7 protein-coding genes are annotated in these 6,805 nt (G+C 34.1%); 3 read left to right on the top strand and 4 right to left on the bottom strand.

All coding sequences use genetic code 11. From position 1 onward, the window contains the following. Window positions 1-52: 52 nt before the first annotated feature. Window positions 53-262 carry a hypothetical protein gene (locus ADA55_RS03270; RefSeq protein WP_048678963.1) on the bottom strand — a complete coding sequence of 70 codons (210 nt, stop codon included), beginning with the start codon at window positions 260-262 and terminating at the stop codon, window positions 53-55. A 530-nt stretch (window positions 263-792) separates the two neighbouring features. Here ADA55_RS03270 and ADA55_RS03265 point away from each other — a divergent pair. From ADA55_RS03265 to ADA55_RS03255, 3 genes are all read left to right on the top strand, one after another. After that, entirely contained in the window at window positions 793-1,614 is an 822-nt protein-coding gene (locus ADA55_RS03265; protein WP_048678960.1) for an alpha/beta fold hydrolase, read from the top strand. 22 nt (window positions 1,615-1,636) lie between these two features. Further along, the gene (locus ADA55_RS03260) at window positions 1,637-2,848 is read left to right on the top strand and encodes a SpoIIE family protein phosphatase (protein WP_048678957.1); all 1,212 of its coding nucleotides are present in this window, start codon (window positions 1,637-1,639) and stop codon (window positions 2,846-2,848) included. A 1,407-nt stretch (window positions 2,849-4,255) separates the two neighbouring features. Then, entirely contained in the window at window positions 4,256-5,170 is a 915-nt protein-coding gene (locus tag ADA55_RS03255; protein WP_048678955.1) for an iron-hydroxamate ABC transporter substrate-binding protein, read from the top strand. Window positions 5,171-5,365: 195 nt separating this feature from the next. Here ADA55_RS03255 and ADA55_RS03250 read toward each other — a convergent pair whose 3' ends face one another. The 3 genes from ADA55_RS03250 to ADA55_RS29815 form a co-directional block, all read right to left on the bottom strand. Beyond that, window positions 5,366-5,833 carry an antitoxin YezG family protein gene (locus tag ADA55_RS03250; protein ID WP_048678953.1) on the bottom strand — a complete coding sequence of 156 codons (468 nt, stop codon included), beginning with the start codon at window positions 5,831-5,833 and terminating at the stop codon, window positions 5,366-5,368. Window positions 5,834-5,946: 113 nt separating this feature from the next. Continuing rightward, entirely contained in the window at window positions 5,947-6,459 is a 513-nt protein-coding gene (locus ADA55_RS03245) for an Imm6 family immunity protein (protein ID WP_048678952.1), read from the bottom strand. Window positions 6,460-6,505: 46 nt separating this feature from the next. After that, on the bottom strand, window positions 6,506-6,805 hold a 300-nt coding region (locus ADA55_RS29815), incomplete at its 5' end, for a hypothetical protein (protein ID WP_048678947.1).

Below are 6,805 nucleotides of genomic sequence, written 5' to 3'. Positions count from 1 at the left end.
CTTAAATAGTTTCGTTTTAAAAACAACAATCTTTACGAAAAGAGCCTTTATATTATAGTGACTTATTTTGATCTTCTTGATCTTTTCCAATGACTTTTATCAATTCATCCAGCTTTTCATTTCTTTCTTGATCTAATCTTGTCTTTGCATTGATGAATTTTATGATCTTAATTATGAAATAAACACTTAAAAAAATAAGTCCCAAATAAAACAAAATCGGTATGATTGCAAAAAGCCCTATTAAACTGCTGGCTTGGTCCATGAATAATCCCTCCCAAATGTAAAATATAGTATTATTATACAGGAAAAACAAAGAAGGCGTCCGATATCGATTTATTATTCAATTAATTTGCTTAAAAAAACTGAAGCTAGCTTTTAATTGTTCCAATTAGTCATTAGATAGGGTAAAACAATATTCAAGGATTTGGGTCAGAAAAAGGGAGATGTTTAAGTTACCCATACAAAAACCCTTTATCTATTAAAATATAATATCATGACCATATTTTTCTTAGCGATCTAATCAGAAAATGCCTCGTATTTCTTTTATACATGATCCCTTTTTATAATAAGGCTTTCCATATCAAGGAACCTTGTCGACCTTTTCCGGGTATTAGAGGTTCGTGTATACGTAAGACCAAGAGTTTCCAAAAGTCTTGAAACTCCACCAAATGTATACCACTATCCTCATTCCTGTTCAAGCTCAGACAATTTTCAGCTAAAGTGTAATTCTTTAATTCGAATAAGGTTAGTGTTAACATATAGTAAGTATATCTTCCAATGAAGGAGCCAATCATGAATTCCAATATTTTATTGCGTAATAATGTAAAGATTAGAGGAAGAGGTACACGACCAATGATATTTGCACCAGGTTTTGGTTGTGATCAAAATGTATGGCAATCAGTTGCAAAAGATTTCGAAGATGAATACCATATTATTCTATTTGACTATGTTGGGTCAGGTAATTCAGATATACAGGCATATAATGTGGAAAGATACAGTACTCTTGATGGGTATGCACAAGACGTACTTGATGTTTGTTCCGCATTAGACCTAAAAGATGCTATATTTGTTGGACACTCTGTTGGATGTGTGATAGGCATGCTGGCATCAATTAAACATCCTGAATATTTTTCTAAACTTGTCCTGGTTGGTCCTTCCCCTTGCTACCTGAATCTCCCTAATGATTATTACGGGGGATTCGAGAAAGAACAACTTTTAGGATTGATTGATATGATGGACAAAAATTACATAGGCTGGGCAACCGCTTTTGCGGGAACGGTCATGAGTAATCCAGATCGCCCAGGGCTTAAACGGGATTTAGAGAATCGTTTTTGTTCTACTGATCCCATTATCGCAAGACAATTTGCGGAGGTTACCTTTTTTGCAGACAACCGTAAAGACTTAGCGAAAGTAAAAGTACCATCACTCATTTTGCAATGTTCCAATGATGTTATTGCACCGTCAGCAGTAGGTGAATATATTCATAAGCATCTTCCTGATAGTACATTGAAAATGATGAAAGCAACAGGACACTGTCCACATATGAGTCATCCTGAAGAGACGATATTCTTAATTAGACAGTTTTTGGATGAATTTCCGACAAACGATTTATAGATAGAGATGGGTGTGAATTTTTGTGAATGAACAACTAAATGAGGCACCCTGCGGATATTTAACTTTATCAGAAGAAGATGATATTTTATCCGTTAATCAAACCTTACTTAAATTATTGGGGTATAATCTCGATCAATTGCAAGGGCAGCCTATTAATTTTATCCTTTCGGCTTCAGCTATACTCTTTCATCAGCTTTATCTGGTTCCTCTGATTAAGTTAGAAAATCAGATTGAGGAAATATATATATCCTTAAAGTCTGTAGATGATGAAGAAATACCTATGTTACTCAACGCTGTTCAAAGAGAGCGAGATGGAAGAACCATTATTGAGTGTGTGGTGATTCCAATGCGAAAAAGAAACGAATTAGAAAATGAGCTTCTTATAGCGAAAAAAGAGGCAGAGACCGCACTAAATGCTAGGAATAAGGCTTATGCTGATTTAGAGATTGCTCATGAAACGATGAAAATGCAAAAGAATAAGCTGATTGAATTGAACGAAAAAAATGAAAAATATAAAGTAGATACAGAAAGAGAACTGGGTCTTGCCAAAAAAATCCAACAGACACTATTACCAGTTCCTATTATTAATGAACATCTTGAAATTCAAGCGTATTATAAAGGATCCAATCAATTATCGGGTGATATATATGGTTTTTACCAAATTGACGCCAAACGGTATGGCCTTATCCTACTTGATGTGATGGGGCACGGGCTTTCTTCTGCCCTAATAACCATGTCCCTACATTCCATATTTGAAAGATTAATTTTAAAAGGTTCAGAAGTGAAAACGGTGATGAAGGAATTAGATGACCATCTCCATTCTTTATTCAAAAACACAAGTAAATCTTCTCATTACTGCACTGCCGTCTACCTTTTAATCGATACTGATAAGAGAGAAATTAATTATATCAATGCCGGCCATCCATCCGTTCTTTTACAGGATATAAACGGAAAACAATATGAGTTGCGTTCTAATCGGCCACCACTCGGGATGTTTGAAGATATAATTTTTAAAACAAATACCCTTACATACAATAAGGAAAGTATGCTATGCCTTTATACAGATGGAGTTGAAGAACCTATAGGTTCAGACCGTTTATGCTCATTGTTAAAGACCTATTCTGCTGCCCCTTTATCTACACTTAAGGAAGAAGTTATACAATCGCTTAGATATGAAGAGGACACTCTCCAACGTAAAGATGACCAATGTCTTATTTTAGTTAAACTAAAATAAAAAATCAGGGTTGTGCCATCTGCTACATAAACTAATCCAAGTTACTGTTCAATTTCTTGGGAGTTCGTATAGTGGATACTATGTTCGAAACGCCCTTCTATTTAGGGATTAACTTTAGTTCAATGAACTTTAATTTTCTATGTCCCATGCTTAAAAACACTCAGCCATAATGGTTGAGTGTTTTTTTCATCTTTATATATTTCAGCGCTATTCCACTAATATATACCACGCATGCCCAAATAAAAAAGGCAGCCACTAGGCCTGCCTCTGTTGAACAACTTATATCCAGTCATTCATTTAGTGATTAATAAAAACGGCGCCTGTTTTTTTTGCATTTGCACTTACATTTACAACGCTTTCCAGGAAACCATACTGTACTTGGGTCATTGTTCTCAAAACATTTTTCTTCATAACAACAATTTATCTCCATCCTAACACCCTCCTTACTATTGTATATGCATGGACTGATGGAAGGTGTGGACAAGTTGCTAAAAGTTTAGACTGAATGCAAATCAATTCATCTTCCATGATTCTGGACAATTTCCAATGTATGTGGAAGCAAACTGAAATCTCCCCAAGTTTTATGGCCAGGAATACAATCTTCGCATCATTATAAACATACATTAAATTCTTCATCGTATTGGCCAAGCTTCCAGGTTAGCTTCATCAATGATTCCAGAATTCTTTTGTTCAAGCTCGAATATCATATCACCAAATAATAAAGCCATTCGCACCGACCTTATTACCTTGGATTTCCGTATATGTTGTATGAACCCATACATCCTTCTTTATTTGAGTTAATATTATTGATCCATCTTCACTCGTTAATACCGTTGTTTTTGATTTGGTCACATGAGCTGAAGCCGGCGTGGGAAATGTTTAGTAATAAAAAACAAAAACTTGCTAACACGATTATAAAAATCCTTTTTTTAACTTTTTCATATAATTCTTCCTTTCTAAACTATATTTATAGATTTATATGCACTTCCAAATTTCAGTTCAAATATATGATTTCTCAACGATTAAACCATAATATAGTTATGTAAACAAATATTCTTCATAATTTTAAAAAGAGTCAATCGGAAAACCTCAATATCAAGTATTTAACGACGCATGCGGAAAATGATAACGCGAACCGAGCAATTTTATCCCTCTTCTTAAGATGCGGCATCCGGTTGAATGAGTTATTCACCTTTAGCTACTAGACTTGGTTTGCGAAGAAAAAAGCAATACTAGCAGGGATGACGGTTTAGTTCACGGAGTTTAGCAATCTGGCGAAAGTTATTGACAATGATTATCATTCCTATTAATATGTTGATGTAGTCATTGAAAATGAATATCATTATTAATTAGACATTTTTTGGTATATTTTTAACCTACATTATAAACAGTAAGGAGAAAATCAAAATGAAAAAGCTATTCATACCCTTCCTGCTCTTGTTCGTACTTATTCTTAGTGCCTGTGGGAACAACGAGAAAGCGAACGAAAATAATGATTCCAAGACAAAACCAGAAACAATTACATATCAATCAGAAACTGGTCCTGTTGAGATTCCTAAAAACCCAAAAAGAATAATTGCTCTCTCCAATGGACCTAATGTATTGGCTTTGGAAGGTAATATTGTTGGAATAGATCAATGGACTAATATGAATCCCCTTTTTCAAGATAGACTAAAGGGAGTGGAAGTCGTTTCAGAAGATGATCTGGAGAAAATCATTGAACTGGAACCAGACCTAATCATAGCGGGATCCGAGATGAAAAATATCGGAAAGCTAAATGAAATTGCTCCGACTGTTGTATTCACTTGGGGAAAATTAGATTATTTATCACAGCAGATAGAAATCGGAAAACTTTTAAACAAAGAAAAGGAAGCAAAAGAATGGGTTAAAGATTTCGAAACGCGTGCAGAAACAGCAGGAAATGCAATACGTGCAAAAATTGGTGAAGATGCAACCGTTTCTGTCATTGAAAATGATGCTAAAGAGTTTTATGTATTTGGAAATAATTATGCACGCGGAACAGAAATATTGTATCAAGCAATGGACTTGAAAATGCCTGAAAAAGTAAAAGAAAAGGCACTTAAATCCGGCATTTATGTCCTCTCATCTGAAGTGCTTCCTGAATATACTGGAGATTATATTATCTTTAGTAAAAACCCGGACGTAGTTAATTCATTTGTGGAGACCGAAACATGGAAAAATATACCTGCAGTTAAGAACGATCGTATATTTGAAATAAATAGTAAAGCATCCACTTACAGTGATCCAATCACTCTAGAGCATCTTCTGGAATTTTTCGAAAAATCATTTCTTAACAAATAGTATGCAAAGAAGGAATTCTTTAAATGAGAATTCCTTCTTTTATGTGTTTTATACTTGTATCTTCGAAAAAACAAAAAGCACTTTTGCCTAAAAGGCAATCAAGTGCTAAATATAACTGATATTCATATCAACAATGAAAAGGCCTAAACTTTACCGTTAAGGTCATACAAAAAAACAAGCTTTTCTTATCCTCCATTATTCTTTCTTGAGGTATTCTTCTAAAATACTCTTATCATATTCAGTTTCAGGTAAAAGACCCAAACGATTATATTCCCAAATAACCCTTCTTTCGTGATCATCTGCATCTGATAGATCTTCATAATCATAGTCAACCTTAAATTTTCCTGTACTTTCTAAAGTAAAAGTTAAATTGGTCCATTGTTCTTGATTATTATCTTTAAATTCATCTGATAATTCTTTTAAAACCTTCATTAACCTCCGCCATGTATCTCTATACTCTATTCTACTAATACTATGTAATTCAGGGATATCGTGACTATATATGAGTTTATCATTAATATTAGACTGATAGAAAAAGAACGCAGTCCCTGTCCCCTCATTAACTTCTCCATACAAAATTACTTTACTCCATTCTTCTGGAATCATCTCATTTACAGTTTGAGCTATTTTCTGATAATATTCATTTAGTTTTGATTCATTCATTTTTTATCCCCCCTGCTCTATTTTCAATTTTTCTTAACATTCCCAGGTTCACCTAATAAGTATTGTTAAGTAAAAAAACCTTCTCCCTTAGCAAGAAGGTCTATTTTATGTTGTTAGAACAACGGTAAACTACCCCTTTTTATATAATTATAGTTTTCAATATTATGGTTTAATGAGTAGTTTTCCAATAAGTATTTTTTTACATTATTTAGACTTTCAATATTAAAATAACCAGATTCAATTGCATTTTCACCTAATATTCTTAACGTTTCATCATCAATCACTTCAATCACTTGAGGAACAAAGTCTCTTTTTTCCTTTTTATATGCTTGATAAGTTGTATAAGAAACAGCATCTAAAACTGAATACCATGCATATTGTTTTTGTACATCTTTTTCTTTATTTGCAAAATCAGCTACATCTACAAAATCTTCGCTATCTATGTAGTTACACAAATCATCCGCATCGATTTTTTCTCCTTCAAGCCATTTCCAACAGGAATCTAGAGCTTCTCTACCAGTTTTATATCCGGGTTCGTCCATACTAATTATGTTATACATATTTTCAGCTATTACCAATCCTATTGCAACCTTAGCGGCTGCGTTTAGATTATTGATAAAATCCATAACTATCATTCCCTCTTTCTGCTACTGAATCTATTTGTCTAGTTGGCTACACTTTACCCGTACCCTTAGAAACACTCTCCCCTGAAACACCCTCTACTTTTCTATCCTTCACCGTGAATCTCTGATAGGCTTCCTTAATTGTCTGCTTTTCCATCACAACTTGGGGAAGGCTTGGTCCTCCTGCGAGGGATACTTGTTCCACACTTATACGTTTAGGAATTTCTTTTTTACAGATTTCTTCACCTATATTTTTTAACGTGGTTTTTCCTGATCTCGCGATGTCTGTTATTGTAGCCTGAACCTTCTGAACCTGCTTTTGCGCAAATTCCTTGCTGTAAGGGACGAA

This window comes from Bacillus sp. 220_BSPC, from assembly GCF_001054655.1.
Lineage (GTDB): Bacteria > Bacillota > Bacilli > Bacillales > DSM-1321 > Peribacillus > Peribacillus frigoritolerans.
This window is presented reverse-complemented; position numbering and strand designations above follow the sequence as displayed.